This is a genomic window from Pontiella desulfatans, from assembly GCF_900890425.1.
Classification (GTDB): domain Bacteria; phylum Verrucomicrobiota; class Kiritimatiellia; order Kiritimatiellales; family Pontiellaceae; genus Pontiella; species Pontiella desulfatans.
The window spans coordinates 231,462-246,817 of sequence record NZ_CAAHFG010000003.1 but is presented as its reverse complement, the minus strand read 5'-3'; the positions used below and the strand labels follow the sequence as shown (position 1 = coordinate 246,817).

The window sequence follows — 15,356 nt, the reverse complement described above, 5'->3', positions numbered from 1 at the left end:
TTTTAGTTATCCGCCTTCAGTTGCATTTTCTAATTTTACTCGATTGATAATTACCGTTTCACTTTTGGGGGTTTGTGGTGAATGAATATATGGAAATTCAATTGTTTCAGATTCAGACCAAAATGAAATGGCATCTTTTTCTGCTTGTCTCCAATTGTGATCTGCAGGGATTCGCTTCCAAACAAAAACAATGGGCTTGAGGTTTTGTTCTAATAATTCCCTGATCCATTTATAAACGGGTCTTTGGTCGTTCTCTTCTGCATGTTCGATATGCTCTGCCAACCTCCACTCTCTCCGTTTGTGGGTCTTCCCGATGTACCGTAATGAATTGTCTCTGGGATCAAGCAAACCGTAAATTAAATAACGACCGACTCTTGGCATAATCTATTGCCCTATATTTTCTATCCCAGCCCTTGTATGGCTGAAGTGGATTGAGCCTCTGTCGGATTCCCTTGTTAGAATAGAGGCATCCATGAAGAAAGCATACCTAGGAATCGCCGCGCTTAAAGACGCAAATGCACTCGGATGCGCTTTCGTTGGACGCGCGGCTCGGATGGAACCTCGCCTCCAATGAAGCCGGGCGGCAGGATGCGCAGCGCGAAGCGGCGGGTGGAGGGGCGCACGCCGTGCGCCCGGGCGGACAGCGTCCGCCCCTCCACGAAAGAACGTTGCGGCGGGTGGCTCGGATGGAACCTCGCTCCGCACATGGATCGTGGACGCACCTGTATCCAAATCCCTACTGCGCGGTCGCCCTGGCCGCAAGCGGTGTGTTTTCGTATGAGGGATTGGCCGTGCGGCCCATCACCTCGACCTCGGCGAAGCCGCACCATTTGTTTTCGTGCGGGACCGGGTTGGTGAATTTGATCCAGCGGATCGGCTGCGGTGGCCAGTGCTTGGCCGGGAGCCGGACCACCTGCATGTCGGCGGTCTTATCGAGTTTGAACGTAATTTTCTTTCCGTTGGAAAGCTCGACGGTGCCGGACTTCCTTCGGCTGTCGTGCTCCTTCCCGAGATCGGCGGGGATGGAAATATTGATCCGGTCGGCATAGACGTCTTCCTCCCACTCCAACTTGAGCCAGAGTTCGGCGCTCTTCTCGTCGTTGGCGGAGGTCTTGGCTTCGGGCGCCAGGTTGCGGTAGCGGTTTTCGCCGGTCGGTGCTGAAAAGTCGCCGGCGAGCAATCGCTGCACATTGAGGTCGTCGAGTGCGGCGAAGCGTTCGCGCTTGGCCTGGAAGCGATCATAGAAGGCCTTCTCGGCATCCGACCAGGCACCGGCTTCGTAATAGTCGCCGCCGAACGGGACGCCGAGGTCGATCCAGGCGATGATCTTATCCAGCTCTTCCCGGTCGAGTTTGCCGTGCCCCTTGAGCAACCGGTCGATGAGCGGGCTGGCCACCGAGCCCACGGAACGAGGGGAAATCATGTCCGGCACCGACTGCGAGGAAACCCAGACGCAGAGCCCTTCGGCATCGGCGCCGCGGTAGGCCGCGTCGGCCCGGCCCGGCTTCGCCTGGGTCAGGTTGAGGTAGGAGCGCGTCCAGTTGCGCTTGGCCTCGGGATCCGGCACCGGCGTGCCGGAGAGATCCAGCTTGCCTTTCTTCTGGTGGCAGGCCACGCACTTGACATCGAGGATGGGCTGCACCTCCTTGAGGAAACTGAAACCGCGCGTTTCGCCGTGGAACGGGGCGAGCGGTTGCGCGCCGGCCTTGAGCGCCATGCTGGTGGGCCGCTGCAACGGCGCCGCGTTCTTGTCCTCATGGCACCCGATGCAGGAAAAGGTTTCGCCGGGCTGTAGCGTGCTCCAGCTGCGCATGGTTTGCACGGCGCGGTTGTTTTCGTCGAGGCACTGGAAATAGACCGGTTTGCGCGCGGGCACCTTGAAATAGGCCGAGCCGTCCGGATGGACCGTGGCATCGCCCAGCACCCGCTTCACGTCCCACGTTCCATTGGCAATGGAAACCGGCGTGCTGGCGCGCGCGCCCCCCGCCGGGCCCTGGCTATAGTTGCAGCCCACGCCCGCCGCGCGGAACTCGATTTCCACCACGCGCAGTTTCTTGACCGCTCCGCGTTCCACGCCTTCGAGGCCGGGGCCATAGTAGACATCCTGCACATAGTATTCGCCGGAATCCTGGGTGTAGTCGACCAGGCTGGGCCGGGCGGCCGGACGTTCGCGCGGCGCCAGCGGCGCGGGGTGCTGGCAGGAGATCGACGGATCGGAAACGAGCAGCTCGCGGTGGCCGTCGATGTCCATATGGTAGATCGAAAAGCGGCCGGGACGACCGCCCAGCGGGGAATAGGCCACGAGCACTTCGCGTTCGTTGAGGGGATAGGGATATTGGAACAGGTCGCCCTGCTGTCCATACCGGTCTTGCCGCACCGCCTCGGTTTCGCGCACCGGCGCAACCAATTGAACGCCGGCGTTTTCCTGCCGCCCCTTGGAGACATCGAGCAGCATCAGCTTGCCGGCCTGCCAGGTGTGGTGGCCCATGGCAACGGCCACCACCAGCGGCGAACCGGGAATGCCGCGCGCATGGGCGATGGTTGTCGGGAAGTAGGAATTGTTGCCATAGAACTCGGTCTGGGCGGTGCCGTCGGGATTCATCTGGAACAGGCCTTGCGGATAGATTTGGCCGCGGTCGTTGTAGTCCCAGCGCGTGTATATAACGCGCCCGTCGGGCAGCAGCGCGGGCTTGACGGTATGCACCTGGTCGAACCCGAGCCGGCGCAGATGTTCGCCGTTGGGGCCGCAGGTGTAGAGGTTGCTCGTTTCGGTCAGCCAGCAATCGATGGTCTGCACGCAGCGCGACGAGGAAAAAACAAGTTCGCCGTTGGGCAGGTAGCACGGCTCGAAGTCGGCCACACCCAGGCCGAAGGTGAGCTGGCGGATGGCCCCCGTCTTCGCATCAAGCTCGTAGAGATGGTAGTCGTCCAGCCGATCCGACTTTTTCCAGGCGAAAAGAATCTTGCTTCCATCGAACGAAACCTCGGGATCGCGGATGCGGCCGAGGGGATCGTCGACCAGCTCCGTCACCTTGGCAAAGTCGCCCTCCCATTCCATCAGGCAGAGCGACGTTCCCGGCGTGAAGTGGCGCTCGGCCTGCGCGTCCGACTGCCCTTCGGTGTAGGCGAAAAACGAAGGCATGATGGTGTGGTTTTTGGTGAACACGATTTGCGGATAGTCGGTTTTAAGCGTTGCAAGCCGTTGTGTCCGGCGCATCGCGGCGGCCTGGGCATAGAGCGCCAACCAAGCGGGATCGTCCGTGCCGCCCGCCGGTTTTCCCAGGCCCTTGAACCGGTCGCCGAATGGGCGGAACCCTTTGAGCAGCGCCTTCTCGATGACGGCATCGTCCGTCTGGCCAAGCCACGCCTCCAGGTCGTTGAGGTTGTCCTGCAGGAACCAGTCGGTGCGGTATGGGTATTCGTCCAGCATTTGGCCGAATACGCGGCCGGTCAGCGATGGCTCAACATGCCGCTTTGCCTTGGCCTCGAATTTAGCAGCGCCGTTCTCGCGGAATTCCGCGCGCACACGCAGCATCGCCTCCGCCCATTCGCGATCGAGGCCATCGGCGCAAACCATCGAAACCGCCCAGGCCGCACCACAAACCATCATCCATCTTTTCATCGTAAATCCTTTGGGATGCAACGTACCCGCACCGGGAAAACGGACATGCTTCAAAATTTACATCCGGCGCAATCCCGAGCATATTAGCCCACGATCCGTACATGGAGGACTACATTATGGCAGAAACAGTAAAGGCCGGCATCATCGGATGCGGCAACATTAGCCCGGCCTATTTCGCTGCGGCGAAAAAACTCGAGCTTCTCGAAATCGTTTCGTGCGCCGACCTCATCGGGCAAAAGGCCGAGGACAAGGCGGAGGAGAATGGAGTCAAGGCCGTCTCCGTGCAGGAGCTGCTGGCCGATCCGGAGATCGGCATCGTCATCAACCTCACGACCCCGCAGGCGCACGCCGAGGTCAATCTGCAGGCGCTCCATGCCGGCAAGCATGTGCATTGCGAAAAGCCCTTCGCCATCACCCGCGAGGATGGGCAGAAGGTTTTGGCACTCGCCCAGGAAAAGGGTCTGCTGACCGGCTGCGCACCGGACACCTTCCTCGGCGGCGGCCTGCAGACCTGCCGCAAGCTGGTCGATGACGGATGGATCGGCAAGCCCGTTGCCGGCACCGCGTTCATGTGCTGCCCCGGCCACGAAAGCTGGCACCCGAACCCCGGCTTCTACTACCTGCGCGGCGGCGGTCCGATGCTCGACATGGGGCCGTACTATCTCACCGCGCTCGTCAACCTGCTGGGCCCCGTCAAGCGCGTGGCCGCGATTGCCGGGCGCAAGGCCAACGAGCGACTGGCCACCAGCGAAGAGGCCAGCGGGCAGGTGCTGCCGGTCGAGGTCAACACGCATGCCGCGGGTACGCTCGAATTCCGGAACGGGGCGATCATTACACTGGTGATGAGCTTCGATGTCTGGAAACACGGCAACCACCCGATCGAACTCCACGGCACGTCCGGCAGCCTGCGCATACCCGACCCGAATTGCTTCGATGGCGAGGTGTCGGTTTTCCGCGCGGGCATGGACGATTGGGAAACGGTGCCCCTCTCCCACGGCTACACCGACAACATGCGCAGCATCGGCGCCGCCGACATGGCCTACGCCATCCAGTCCGGCCGCCCCAACCGCTGCTCCGGCGAGATGGCCTACCACATCCTCGACGTGATGCTGGCCTTCGACGAATCGTCCGAAACCGGCCAACACATCGACATTGCAAGCACCTGCGAACAACCCGCGCCCTTGCCGCTCGATCTGCCCGCCGGCAAACTGGATGAATGATTTTCAACAGAAGAACGCAAAGGCCGCGAAGATCTGGAATGACTGGACTTCGCGAACTTTGCGCTCTTGGTGTTTAAACGGTGCTGAATGGCACGACGGAGGAGTGAGTTATGAAAAAGGTGTTGATTGTATGGGGCGGATGGGAGGGCCATGTGCCGGAACAGATGGCGAAGCTGTTCGAGGAAATGCTGCTGGCCGAAAATTTCGACGTGGAAGTGACGAACGACTACACCGTCTTTGCCGACACCGACAATTTAAAACAGCTCGACTTGATCGTCCCGTGCATCACGATGGACAAGACCGAAGACGCCTATATTGAAAACGTTTCGCAGGCGGTGATGGCCGGCACCGGCCTGGCGGGCTGCCACGGCGGCATGGGCGACTCCTTCCGCGAAAACACCACCTGGCAGTTCATGGTGGGCGGCCAGTTCGTGGCGCACCCCGGCGATGCCGGAAACGAATACCGCGTAAACATCAAGAACAGCTCGAGTCCGTTGACGGAAGGGCTGGAGGATTTCACGGTCACGACCGAGCAATACTACATGCACGTCGATCCCGCCATCGAGGTGCTGGCCACCACCCGCTTCCCGACCGCCGACGGCCCGCATGTCCCCAACGGTGCTTTCGAGATGCCGGTGGCCTGGACGAAGCACTGGGGCGAAGGGCGCGTCTACTACAACGCCCTCGGCCACGTTCCGGCCAATCTTGAATCCGGAACAACCGCCCGCGAGATGGTGCGCCGCGGCCTGCTCTGGGCGGCCAACGCATAATAATTACCCTAAACAGCCAACACTAGAAGTCGAGCTCCAGAAAATCCTCCAGGCTGATTGCATCCACCTGCTCCGACAGGGGAAACCGATCGCCATGCGGCATCGTATAGAATCCTTTTGAAGCACCTATGGTTTTCATACTCTCACGAAATGCCGGCATCAGTTTGGGTGTGAGCGTCCGCTTGATCTCAACAGCCAGCACCTCACCGGATGGAGCCTCAAGAACCAGATCAATTTCAGCGCCAGCGTGTGTTCGATAGTGACTTGCCGAATAGCCCGGTGGTAGACGGTCAAGTATTTGCTCAATGCAGTACCCCTCCCAGGAATGTCCACAAAGAGGATGCCCCAGCACATGCTCAAGCGAGTGAAGTCCCGCCAGGGTATGGAGAACGCCCGTATCACGCAAATAGACCTTCGGAGCCTTAACTAGGCGCTTCCCGGCATTTCGACTCCAAGCAGGCAGACTGCGCAGGATGAATAATCCCTGAAGCAAATCAATGTAGTGGCGAACCGTTTTCCCATCGATCGCAAGCGAATTCCCGAGCCTGCTCAAATTCAGCGTTGCACCCTGCTGATGCGCCAACATGGAGCAAAACCGCCGTAGCTGAACCGGTGTTGCCATGACCCCCATTTGCGGAAGATAGCGCTCAACATAACTCGCAATGAAATCCTCGCACCACTGCACTGCGGTTGCGTCGTCGGAACTAAGAAAACCATCCGGATACCCTCCCCGGAACCAATGCCGTTCCAGGCCGCCCGCTTCCTGCGACACCTCCCGCAGGCTTAAAGGATTCAGTTCAATGAAGCTGACCCTTCCAGCGAGCGTTTCCGAACTTTGCTGCAGCAACTCCGGCGAGGCCGAACCCAGGATCAAGAACTGGGCACTCCGCTCACCGGCCCTGCGTCGTTCATCAACCAAACTCCTCAAAACGGGGAACAAACCGGGAATACGTTGAATTTCATCCAAAATGACCAGTTGGCCGGAATGCCTGCTCAAATAAAGTTCCGGATCCGCAAGCTTGGCAATATCGGATGGGCGTTCCAAATCCAGATAATGCGTTGGTTTGTCGATCGCCAAGGCATGGGCCAGCGTAGTTTTGCCAACCTGACGCGAACCGATCAAGGCCACGACCGGCACTTGGCTAAACCGCTTTTCCAGAACCTTAACTGCATCTCTAACGATCATTTGCATGGAAAATACGGAATCTATTCCGTATTTTCAAGTCAAAACACTGCCGTCAGCCACCCCCAATCCCGGATCGGATATCCATGCCGCGAAAAAAGGCGCCCCGCGAGGAGCGCCTTTTTGCGTTTCCGCTGAAACAGCGGCTACCAGAAGATGACGTAGAGCGCGACGGTCATTACGCACACGACAATCCCCGCATACATCGCGCCTTTGGAGGGCGTGAGATCCATGGTGGTATTGGATGCGAATACGACTTTCTCTTTGTTCTTGAAGATTAACCCGTAAACAACGAGGAGTGCCAGAACCACGCCCAGACAGACCGACATACTGTGGAGGAAGTGCATGTCCGAGTGCTTCTTGAGCATGTAGTGGTAGATGCCGGCGTTGGCCACGATGCCGATAACGCCCGCCCATTTGCCGCCTGTGCGGTTGAGCAGACCATAGATGAACACCGCGAGAATACCGGTGGAAACGTAGCCCTGAATCGACTGGATGTAATCGAAGATACTCTGGAAATTAACCAGCATCGGCGCCAGAACACAGCCAATCACCACGAATACACCGATGCAGACACGCCCAAAGGTGACGAATTCGAACTGCTTCGCTTCAGGCCGGATATAGCGTTGGTAGACGTCCATGGTAAACAACGTCGAAGCCGCGTTCAAAATCGCAGCGAGCGAAGAAACAATCGCGCCAATGAGCGCCGCGAAGACAAAACCAAGCAATCCTTTGTTTCTAGGAATGAGCTTGGAAATCAACAGCCCCATCGCATCGTCGTATTTGTAGGCGTTGATCGCCTTCTTCGTCACACCGGCCGCGCCAAGACGCTCGACGACGGATTCGTTGAACGCGGTGATCTCCGCGGCTTTCTCCGGATTGGCCACCGCGTATTTAACGTCGAGGTCGAAGACAAAGGTGTTGTCCGGGTTCGCTTGGGCCTCCTCGTACATAGCGAAGACGTTTCCGCCTGCGTCAATGTTCGCGCCCTCGGCCATCTCATTGGAGTATAGGTTGAACGCGATGATACCCGGAATGACGATAACGAACGGGATGAGCAGCTTCAGGAAGCCCGCGAACACGAGGCCTTTCTGGCCTTCCGCGAGCGACGCGGAGCCGAGAATGCGCTGCGTGATGTATTGGTTGAGGCCCCAGTAGTAGAAGTTCGGGATCCAGATACCTATAATGAGAACAGGCCACGGCATCGCCGGGGTGTCCATGTGCAGGGCGGTTTCATTCAAGGTGCCGAACTTTTCCATGGCACCCGCGCCCGCATCGACCGATGCCGCCGCGCCGGAGGCGTCGACCAATTCAGAGACATTCGTGATGCCCAGCTTCTGGAATGCGAAATAGGTGATCAGGCCGCCGCCGACGATCAGGGCGGTTCCCTGCAGCAAGTCGGCCCAGGCACAGGCCTTAAGTCCACCCACCGCAACGTATCCTGCGGCCATGCCACCAAGAATCCAGCAGGCCACCGGCAAGGGGATGTCCGTTCCGAACTCGGAAAACAGCTTCGTCATCGCGATGGCACCCGCGTAAATCACGCCGATCAAGCTCACGAAGATCAAGATGAGCGTCATCGACAAGGTCATGACCAGTCGCGCCCAGTGGTTATAACGGACTTCGAGGAATTCCGGAATCGTCGTGATACCGGTACGCAAGAAGTAGGGCAGCAACACAAAGGCGACGACCACCAAGGTGATTGCGGCGATCCATTCCCAGCTCGAAACGGAAAGGCCTTGCAGCCCCGCGCCCTGGCCGGACATGCCGACAAACTGCTCGGCGGAAATATTCGCGGCGATCAAGGAAATACCGATCAACCACCACGTCAGCCCACGGCCGGCCAAAAAGTAGTCTTCCGCACCTTGTTCTCCGTGCGTTTCCTCGCCCTTGGACTTATACAGCCCCACAAAAAGTACTGCCGCGATAAACGCGAAGAATACAATGATATCAATAATTCCCATCTCTTACCTCCTTGGAGTTTCCTCAACACAACTTTCATTGGCACCAACCCACCGGGAGCCGGTTCCCACTACCTTGCCAACTGTTCGAGTATAGATATCCAACTAAACAATGCCAGCAGAGACTGCATCCTCTGTCGATTAACTATGAACGAACTATCCCATAATAGATGCCCTGCGAGAAAGAACCATGGGAAAAAGGGGCAAACAGATGGATAAATCGGTCAGCGGATGCTCTTTTTGAACATGCGCCGCACCCCATTGCGGCGACTGGGTTGCTGGTTTTGCCATCGAAGCCGGAAGCTCGGCGATTCTGGAAATATGTTTCCACCGGCGTTTAGGGCTTGGAAAAAAATGTCGGAAATCCACACAACCCATTGATTGGGGCACGGTTGGCGAAGCACCGCCTCCATGGCTTAATGCAACCGGAAATTTTTTTCCGGTTATGCCGCAGCCCTCCCAACCATCCACCGCCCTTCCGCAAACTTTTCTAACCCCTTGTAACCAGAAGCTTACAACTTCGGCACCTTCCCGAAACAGGCCGATGGCACACCTGTTGCAATAGGGGCTGTCACCATTTGGGAAGTAGAAATCAAACATTCAGTTAACCAACCAAGGAGAAAGACCATGAGAAAAATCGCAATCTACGGTAAAGGCGGAATCGGAAAATCCACCACCACGCAAAACACCGTGGCCGGCCTGGCGGAAGCAGGCAACAAGGTGATGGTGGTAGGCTGCGACCCGAAGGCCGACTCGACCCGCCTGCTGCTCGGCGGCCTGGCACAGAAGACGGTTCTCGACACCCTTCGTGAAGAGGGCGAAGACGTGGAACTCGATGATGTCATCAAGGATGGCTTCGGCGCCACCCGCTGCGTTGAGTCCGGCGGACCGGAACCGGGTGTCGGCTGCGCCGGCCGCGGTATCATCACCTCGATCAACCTGCTCGAACAGCTGGGCGCCTACGAAGAAGACCAGAACCTCGACTACGTCTTCTACGACGTACTCGGCGACGTGGTTTGCGGCGGATTCGCCATGCCGATCCGCGAGGGCAAGGCTGAAGAGATCTACATTGTGGTTTCCGGCGAAATGATGGCCATGTATGCGGCCAACAACATCTGCAAAGGTATCGTGAAGTTCGCCGATGCCGGTGGCGTTCGCCTCGGCGGCCTCATCTGCAACAGCCGCAAGTGCGACAACGAGCTGGAACTGATCACCGAGCTGGCCAACCGCCTCGGAACGCAGATGATCCACTTCGTACCGCGCGACAACATTGTTCAGCACGCCGAGCTCAACCGTAAAACCGTGATCGACTTCGCTCCGGAATCCGGACAGGCCGACGAATACCGCGCCCTCTCCAAGAAGATCAACGACAACACCATGCGCGTCATCCCGACCCCGCTGGAAATCGAGGATCTCGAAGATCTGATGGTGAAATACGGATTCGATGCATAGGCGGCAAAGCCTCCGGTCGAAAGTCTCAAGGTCAAAGGTCGAAAGTCCGAGACCTTCAGACCTTCGACCATTAGACCTCTGACTAAAGAAAAACTACCAGGAGAAAATAATGTCCAAACTACTCGTACGCTCCATCGTCCGCCCGGAAAAGGCCGACGCCGTCATGAAATGCCTGCTCGAAGCCGGCTATCCCGCCGTCACCAAGGTGCCCGTCTTCGGACGCGGCAAGCAACGCGGCCTGAAGGTCGGCGAAGTGACCTACGACGAGCTGCCCAAGGAAATGCTGATGACCGTTGTTCCGGTAGCCGACAAGGAATTCGTCGTGAAGACGGTACTCGCCGCAGCCAAGACCAGCGAAACCGGCAACTTTGGCGATGGCAAGATCTTCATCTCCCCCGTGGATGAAATCTACACCATCAGCTCCGGCGTCAAGGAAGACTAAGGAGACCTCCCATGAAAGAAGTAATGGCAGTCATTCGAATGAACAAGATCAACGACACCAAGCGTGCGTTGAACGATGCGGGCATCAGCTCCTTCACCGCAACCGGGCGTGTCCAGGGCCGCGGCAAGGGATTGGTCGATTTCCGCATCCTGCACGGCGCCGAAGATGGTGCCGAGGAGGCCATCGCCCAGCTCGGCGAAGGCCCCCGCCTCGTCCCCAAGCGTTTGATCACCGTGGTGGTGTCCGACGACTGGGTGGAAAAAACCGTGAACACCATCATTGAAACCAACCAGACCGGCAGCTCGGGCGATGGAAAGATCTTTGTCCTGCCGATTCTGGAAGCAACCCGCGTTAGAACCGGAGAAACCGTCGAAGGCCCCTGTGGCGGCGACGTACTCGACTCCTCAGGAGGTTTAGCATGAGCGAAGAAATGAAACTGCCGGATCCTTCTACCCTGAAGGACGAAATCCTTGCCAAGTACCCACCGAAGATTGCGCGCAAGCGCGCGAAATCGATGGTGATCAACGACACCAAGCTGGACCAGGAAGTCCAGTCCAACGTCCGCACCATCCCGGGCATCATCACCCAGCGCGGCTGCACCTATGCCGGCTGCAAAGGGGTGGTACTCGGCCCGACGCGCGACATCATCAACCTGGTGCACGGCCCGATCGGCTGTAGCTTCTATGCCTGGCTGACGCGCCGCAACCAGACCGATCCCGGCCCGGAGGGTCCCGACGGCGAAAACTTCATCAACTACTGCTTCTCCACCGACATGCAGGATGAAAACATCGTCTTCGGGGGCGAAAAGAAGCTGAAGCAGGCGATCCAGGAAGCCTACGACATCTTCAAGCCCAAGGCGATCGGCGTGTTCTCCACCTGCCCGGTCGGCCTGATTGGCGACGATGTGCACGCCGTCTCCCGCGAGATGAAGGAAAAGCTTGGCGACTGCAACGTGTTCGGCTTCAGCTGCGAGGGCTACAAGGGCGTGTCCCAGTCCGCAGGCCACCACATTGCCAACAACCAGCTCTTCCGCCACGTGGTCGGCAACGACGACACCAAACCGGAAGGCAAGTTCAACATCAACCTGCTCGGTGAGTATAACATTGGTGGCGACGGCTTCGAGATCGACCGCATCTTCAAGGCGTGCGGCATCGATGTGATCTGCACCTTCTCAGGCAACTCCACCATGGGCGCGTTCGAGAAATCGCACACGGCCGACCTCAACCTGGTGATGTGCCATCGTTCGATCAACTACATGGCCGAAATGATGGAAACCAAGTTCGGCATTCCGTGGATGAAGGTCAACTTCATCGGAGGCGACTCCACCGCGAAGGCCCTGCGCAAGATCGGCGAATATTTCGAGGACGAAGCCCTCCAGGCCAAGATCGAGGAAGTGATTGCCGAAGAGCTGCCGAAGGTTGAAGCCCGCGCCGCGGAAGCCCGCAAGCGCACCGAAGGCAAGATGGCCATGCTGTTCGTCGGCGGCTCCCGCGCCCACCACTACCAGGAGCTCTTCAAGGAGCTGGGCATGGAAACCGTTTCCGCCGGATACGAGTTCGGACATCGCGACGACTACGAAGGCCGCAAGGTGCTGCCGACCATCAAGGTCGATGCCGACAGCCGCAACATCGAGGAACTCAAGATCGAGGCCGATCCAGAGCGCTTCAATCCGCGGGCCTCCGAGATCAAGCTCGAAACCCTCCAGGAAAAAGGGCTGGAAGTCAGCGACTACAAGGGTATGAAATCCGACATGTCGGACAACTCCCTGATCGTCGACGACATCACCCACTGGGAGACCGAAAAGCTGATCGAGTTCTACAAACCCGACATCTTCTGCGCCGGCATCAAGGAAAAATATGTCGTCCAGAAATCGGGGATTCCGCTGAAGCAGCTGCACTCCTACGACTACGGCGGCCCGTACGCCGGCTTCGAAGGAGCCGTCAACTTCTACACGGATATCGAAACCATGCTGAGCACGACCATCTGGAAGAAGCTGAAAGCCCCGTGGCTCGCCACGTCAGCAACGGATCCCTGCATCTGCGCGGAATATGTAGCCTAAAAGGAATGGATTTCTGGATGGATGGATTATTGGATGAAAGTCTGAAACGCATCCCCAGGGCCCGATTCCAATAATCCAGAAATCCTATCGTCCAATCATCCAGGAGAAAAACAATGTTACTAAGACACACACCCAAAGAAATTACGGAACGCAAGGCGTTAACCATTAACCCGGCAAAAACGTGCCAGCCCGTTGGTGCCATGTATGCGGCGCTGGGCGTCCACGGCTGCCTGCCGCACTCGCACGGTTCGCAGGGCTGCTGCTCCTACCACCGCAGCGTGCTGACCCGCCACTACAAGGATCCGGTCATGGCCGGAACCAGCTCCTTCACGGAAGGTTCCTCGGTGTTCGGCGGACAGGCCAACCTGATGCAGGCCATCACCAACATGTTCACCATCTACGATCCCGATATCATCGCGATCCACTCCACCTGCCTCTCGGAAACGATCGGCGACGACCTCAACCAGATCGTCGACAAGGCCACGACCGATGGCAAGGTGCCCGAAGGCAAGAACGTGATCTTCTGCAACACGCCCTCCTATGTCGGCTCGCACGTCACCGGTTTCGCCAACATGTGCACCGGCATCGTGAAAGGGCTGGCCAAGCACACCGGCGTCGCCAAGGACCAGGTCAACATCCTGCCCGGCTGGGTTGAACCCTCCGACATGCGCGAAATCAAGCGCATCGCCGCCGAGATGGCCGCCCAGATCGTGATGTATCCCGACACCTCCGACGTGGTCGACTCGCCGCAGACCGGCAAGTTCGAAATGTATCCGGCCGGCGGTGCAACCGTGGAAGACATCGCCTCCTCCGGCGACAGCATCAAGACGCTGGCGCTCGGCGCCTGGGCTTCGACCGACGCCGCCAAGCTGCTCGACAGCAAGTTCAAGGTGCCGTTCGAAGTGCTCGACATTCCAGTTGGCCTCTCCGCCACCGACCGCTTCGTTGAAGCGCTCAGCAATGCGGCCAAGGTTCCGGTGCCAGCCTCCTTCGTGGCCGAACGCGGCCGCCTGGTGGACGTGGTTTCCGACATGTCGCAGTATCTCTACGGCAAGAAGGTTGCGCTCTTCGGCGACCCCGACCAGCTCATCCCGCTCACCGAGTTCCTGCTCGACCTCGACATGGTTCCCACGCACATCGTATCCGGAACGCCCGGCAAAAAGTTCACCGAAAAGATCAAGGAACTTTGCGCCGAGAAGGCCCCGAACGTGAACGTGATGAACGGGGCGCAGGCCGACATCTTCCAGCTGCATCAGTGGATCAAGAACGAGCCGGTCGACCTGCTCATGGGCAACACCTATGGCAAATACATCGCCCGCGATGAGGGAATCCCGTTCGTTCGCTACGGCTTCCCGATCATCGATCGCATCGGCCACAGCTACTTCCCGACCGTGGGCTATACCGGAGGTATCCGCCTGCTCGAGAAAATGCTCGGGGCCATCATGGACAAGATGGATGCCACCGCCGACGAAACCAAGGTTGAGTTGGTGATGTAATGGAGTGAAACATGATGATTGAGGCGTGATACATGCGAAACGGTGTTCACGTCTCAATCGTCACTCATCACTTGTTTTGGAATCAAAACAATGCTTTGGAACCGGGGCGCGGGTTATGACATTGCCTCATAACAGAAAACTCTCTCCTCCTCTGTTTGCACCCCGCGCCCCGGTTCCATCTTTCAAATTCCCACCGCAATATTAATGAACAGAAGAACGCAAAGAACGCGAAGCATATAAATAAACAACCAACTACCCACCCTTTGCGAACTTAGCGATCTTGGTGTTAATAAATCTGTAGAATCAGGAGAAAACTATGAGTGGACATTTGGAAATTGACTACAAAGCCTTCATGACCGAAGGCGATAAATATCTTAAGACCGCGAGGGGCGGGGTTAAGCGCCCGGCCATCTTTACGGCCGAGATCCTCTACAACATTATCGGCCTCGCCATCGAAAAGCACGTCATGGGCGCACTCATGGCCAAGGGCAAGCTGGCCGACAACCATACCTTCACCGACCTCATCGACGCCGCCAACCAGGTGGGGGGCATCGATGAATCCATCGCCGACCAGCTGCGCAAGTTCGAGTCGTACCAAAACATTTGCCCCGTCTTCGCCGGCTACCACCGCACCGAGCCGCCCGCCGAAGCCATCCCCGAAATGATCGCCACGGCCGAGGCCGTCCAAGCCTGGGCCGAAAACCTCATCGCCGCCTAAAAAGCCAACCACAAAGGCACGAAGTACACAAAGAAGAGCACGAAGGAAAACTTCGAGTCCTTAGTGCCTTAGTGGTTAAAAAATGTAGGAAAAGAAATGACTGCATCAATTGAAAAACCTCTCGGGAAAATCACCGCCGTGCTGGCCGACCTCGGTCTGGAAGTCACCTATGCCTACGACGACCTCGTCTTCGTGCAGCACTCCGCCTTCCTGCTGCAGTTCACCAACGACCCCACCGTGCTCAAGCTGTTCACCAACACCGAATGCATCCCCGAAGAAGCAAATTCGGTCGCATCCAGCATGGTCCTCGAGTTCGACAAGTCGGGCTTCATCCTCGAGCCCACCGGAAAATACACCCTCTCCCAAAACGACGACGAAACCCTGAACCTCGAATTCGCCAACCTCTAAACGCCGTGGTTTAGCGGGCGTTGCC

Annotated in this window: 14 protein-coding genes; 9 read left to right on the top strand and 5 right to left on the bottom strand. The window is 57.9% G+C overall.

Translation table 11 applies throughout. The features are described from left to right. Positions 1-6: 6 nt before the first annotated feature. Complete coding sequence (locus tag E9954_RS22055; RefSeq protein WP_136081454.1) at positions 7-282, bottom strand: hypothetical protein; 276 nt, start codon at positions 280-282, stop codon at positions 7-9. A 454-nt stretch (positions 283-736) separates the two neighbouring features. After that, positions 737-3,622 (bottom strand): HzsA-related protein, encoded by a 2,886-nt coding sequence (locus E9954_RS22050; RefSeq protein WP_136081453.1) that lies wholly within the window; start codon positions 3,620-3,622, stop codon positions 737-739. 116 nt (positions 3,623-3,738) lie between these two features. On the opposite strand from E9954_RS22050, the gene E9954_RS22045 reads away from it, so the two are divergent. Both E9954_RS22045 and E9954_RS22040 read left to right on the top strand, forming a co-directional pair. Further along, the gene (locus tag E9954_RS22045) at positions 3,739-4,842 is read left to right on the top strand and encodes a Gfo/Idh/MocA family protein (RefSeq protein WP_136081452.1); all 1,104 of its coding nucleotides are present in this window, start codon (positions 3,739-3,741) and stop codon (positions 4,840-4,842) included. Between the two features lie 110 nt (positions 4,843-4,952). Then, a complete protein-coding gene (locus E9954_RS22040) occupies positions 4,953-5,612 on the top strand; it encodes a ThuA domain-containing protein (RefSeq protein ID WP_136081451.1) in 660 nt (219 codons plus the stop codon). Positions 5,613-5,634: 22 nt separating this feature from the next. Here the strand turns inward: E9954_RS22040 and E9954_RS22035 are convergent, their stop codons facing one another. The 3 genes from E9954_RS22035 to E9954_RS22025 form a co-directional block, all read right to left on the bottom strand. Next, positions 5,635-6,804, bottom strand: coding sequence for an ATP-binding protein (locus E9954_RS22035; protein WP_222847279.1), 1,170 nt, complete (start codon positions 6,802-6,804; stop codon positions 5,635-5,637). 137 nt (positions 6,805-6,941) lie between these two features. Beyond that, complete coding sequence (locus tag E9954_RS22030) at positions 6,942-8,759, bottom strand: SLC5 family protein (protein ID WP_136081450.1); 1,818 nt, start codon at positions 8,757-8,759, stop codon at positions 6,942-6,944. A 153-nt stretch (positions 8,760-8,912) separates the two neighbouring features. Continuing rightward, positions 8,913-9,356 carry a hypothetical protein gene (locus E9954_RS22025; protein WP_136081449.1) on the bottom strand — a complete coding sequence of 148 codons (444 nt, stop codon included), beginning with the start codon at positions 9,354-9,356 and terminating at the stop codon, positions 8,913-8,915. Between the two features lie 27 nt (positions 9,357-9,383). Between E9954_RS22025 and nifH the strand changes: the two genes are divergently transcribed. The 7 genes from nifH (at position 9,384) to E9954_RS21990 (ending at position 15,331) form a co-directional block, all read left to right on the top strand. Continuing rightward, on the top strand, positions 9,384-10,208 hold the full coding sequence (gene nifH / locus E9954_RS22020; protein WP_136081448.1) for a nitrogenase iron protein: 825 nt from the start codon (positions 9,384-9,386) through the stop codon (positions 10,206-10,208). A 109-nt stretch (positions 10,209-10,317) separates the two neighbouring features. Next, positions 10,318-10,650: a P-II family nitrogen regulator gene (locus E9954_RS22015; RefSeq protein ID WP_136081447.1), complete on the top strand. Its 333-nt coding sequence runs from the start codon at positions 10,318-10,320 to the stop codon at positions 10,648-10,650. Positions 10,651-10,661: 11 nt separating this feature from the next. Continuing rightward, on the top strand, positions 10,662-11,072 hold the full coding sequence (locus E9954_RS22010) for a P-II family nitrogen regulator (RefSeq protein ID WP_136081446.1): 411 nt from the start codon (positions 10,662-10,664) through the stop codon (positions 11,070-11,072). Continuing rightward, positions 11,069-12,709: a nitrogenase molybdenum-iron protein alpha chain gene (gene nifD / locus E9954_RS22005; RefSeq protein WP_136081445.1), complete on the top strand. Its 1,641-nt coding sequence runs from the start codon at positions 11,069-11,071 to the stop codon at positions 12,707-12,709. The genes E9954_RS22010 and nifD overlap by 4 nt, the downstream gene beginning before the upstream one ends. Positions 12,710-12,822: 113 nt before the next feature. Beyond that, positions 12,823-14,205: a nitrogenase molybdenum-iron protein subunit beta gene (nifK, locus tag E9954_RS22000; protein ID WP_136081444.1), complete on the top strand. Its 1,383-nt coding sequence runs from the start codon at positions 12,823-12,825 to the stop codon at positions 14,203-14,205. A 316-nt stretch (positions 14,206-14,521) separates the two neighbouring features. Next, positions 14,522-14,923, top strand: coding sequence for a hypothetical protein (locus E9954_RS21995; RefSeq protein WP_136081443.1), 402 nt, complete (start codon positions 14,522-14,524; stop codon positions 14,921-14,923). Between the two features lie 96 nt (positions 14,924-15,019). Next, entirely contained in the window at positions 15,020-15,331 is a 312-nt protein-coding gene (locus tag E9954_RS21990) for a hypothetical protein (protein WP_136081442.1), read from the top strand. Positions 15,332-15,356: the final 25 nt, after the last annotated feature.

Coding starts and splice junctions, on each gene's coding strand:
- E9954_RS22045 (WP_136081452.1), top strand. CDS start 3,739: ATGGCAGAAACAGTAAAGGCCGGCATCATCGGATGCGGCAACATTAGC.
- E9954_RS22015 (WP_136081447.1), top strand. CDS start 10,318: ATGTCCAAACTACTCGTACGCTCCATCGTCCGCCCGGAAAAGGCCGAC.
- E9954_RS22025 (WP_136081449.1), bottom strand. CDS start 9,356: ATGTTTGATTTCTACTTCCCAAATGGTGACAGCCCCTATTGCAACAGG.
- E9954_RS22040 (WP_136081451.1), top strand. CDS start 4,953: ATGAAAAAGGTGTTGATTGTATGGGGCGGATGGGAGGGCCATGTGCCG.
- E9954_RS22030 (WP_136081450.1), bottom strand. CDS start 8,759: ATGGGAATTATTGATATCATTGTATTCTTCGCGTTTATCGCGGCAGTA.
- E9954_RS21990 (WP_136081442.1), top strand. CDS start 15,020: ATGACTGCATCAATTGAAAAACCTCTCGGGAAAATCACCGCCGTGCTG.
- E9954_RS22035 (WP_222847279.1), bottom strand. CDS start 6,804: ATGCAAATGATCGTTAGAGATGCAGTTAAGGTTCTGGAAAAGCGGTTT.
- E9954_RS22050 (WP_136081453.1), bottom strand. CDS start 3,622: ATGAAAAGATGGATGATGGTTTGTGGTGCGGCCTGGGCGGTTTCGATG.
- nifH (WP_136081448.1), top strand. CDS start 9,384: ATGAGAAAAATCGCAATCTACGGTAAAGGCGGAATCGGAAAATCCACC.
- E9954_RS22010 (WP_136081446.1), top strand. CDS start 10,662: ATGAAAGAAGTAATGGCAGTCATTCGAATGAACAAGATCAACGACACC.
- nifK (WP_136081444.1), top strand. CDS start 12,823: ATGTTACTAAGACACACACCCAAAGAAATTACGGAACGCAAGGCGTTA.
- E9954_RS21995 (WP_136081443.1), top strand. CDS start 14,522: ATGAGTGGACATTTGGAAATTGACTACAAAGCCTTCATGACCGAAGGC.
- nifD (WP_136081445.1), top strand. CDS start 11,069: ATGAGCGAAGAAATGAAACTGCCGGATCCTTCTACCCTGAAGGACGAA.